A 1,077-nucleotide genomic window follows, 5' to 3' on the forward strand; every position below is an offset into this window, starting at 1 on the left:
AGGCATCCTGGCCGAACGGTCACAAAGTCCGCACCCTGCTCATTCACCCCTGACACATCGCTGCGGCCTGCCTGAATGGCGGCTTTTCTCGCCGCGTTGTAGCGGCGATTTTTGCGGGGTTGCAGCAATGAATTCTCTGCAAGCGCGCGCAGAGAATTTTCGATTGATCCGCAGTGGGGCTCAAACCGGCCGTTCGCTGCGTTCCGCACCAATGATCGCTAAGCGGACATTGCCGACCTTCGTTTTTCGCTCTTCGCCGACGCAGCATTGCTTTGCACTTGCGGCACGCTTAGTGCAGTCGAGCGGCACAAGTCGTCATTCCGGTCATTCATGGGCGTCGAATTAGCTTGATCCGAGACTAGATTTTCGCTTCAGCGAAATTGGCCTAACGAGACGAGGACAAACCGATCATCGACTTTTTTCACTTCGCCTTTGCCACATGACGGTTGCCGCGTTGCAGAAGTCTTCGCCAGAGTGGTCACTCGCAAGGACGGATTAGGCACCTGGGCCGAAACCTTAATTTTGCAGTGGTTCGGCCGGATATGACCAGCGGCAAATAAATCCGTCATTGAACTTTTCCACTTTGTAGGCGCGCCATCTACTTGCGCAGTCGGGAAAACTGCCGCGCATTGCTGGCCTTTAATCCAAAACGTCAACACCGCCATTGGCCGTTTGTTGTTGGATATAACTCTGTAACCGCTCAGCTGCTTTTGCGCCGCTTGACGGTTGTGCGAAGTCCCTCAACACACTTTGCCAAATGGCCGTCGCGCGGTCTGCCGATGATTTGGACCCGGCCGCCTCCCATGACCCAAAGTTCTGGAGATCCGCGACGAGCGGGGCATAAAATGCTGATTGATACCGATCCATTGTATGTCCGGTTGCAAAAAAGTGGCCGCCGGGCTGCACTTCGGTCAAAGCGTCCCACCCGATTTCAGCCGCGCTGCCGTCCGGCTTGCTGCAAAGCTCTGCCATGGTTTGCAGGGCTTCAACGTCGTTGATGAACTTCTCATAGCCAAAGCTGAGCCCACCTTCAAGCCAGCCCGCCGTGTGCACTGTCAGCGTCGCATTGGCCATTGC

Annotated in this window: 1 protein-coding gene; it reads right to left on the reverse strand. The window is 55.7% G+C overall.

The genetic code is table 11. The annotated features are described in order from the left end of the window. Positions 1-639: 639 nt before the first annotated feature. Positions 640-1,077: trimethylamine methyltransferase family protein (locus ACTG34_RS13820; protein ID WP_439105444.1), on the reverse strand; the 438-nt coding region annotated here is incomplete at its 5' end.

It is taken from the genome of Celeribacter marinus, from assembly GCF_965656515.1.
Lineage (GTDB): Bacteria > Pseudomonadota > Alphaproteobacteria > Rhodobacterales > Rhodobacteraceae > Celeribacter > Celeribacter marinus_D.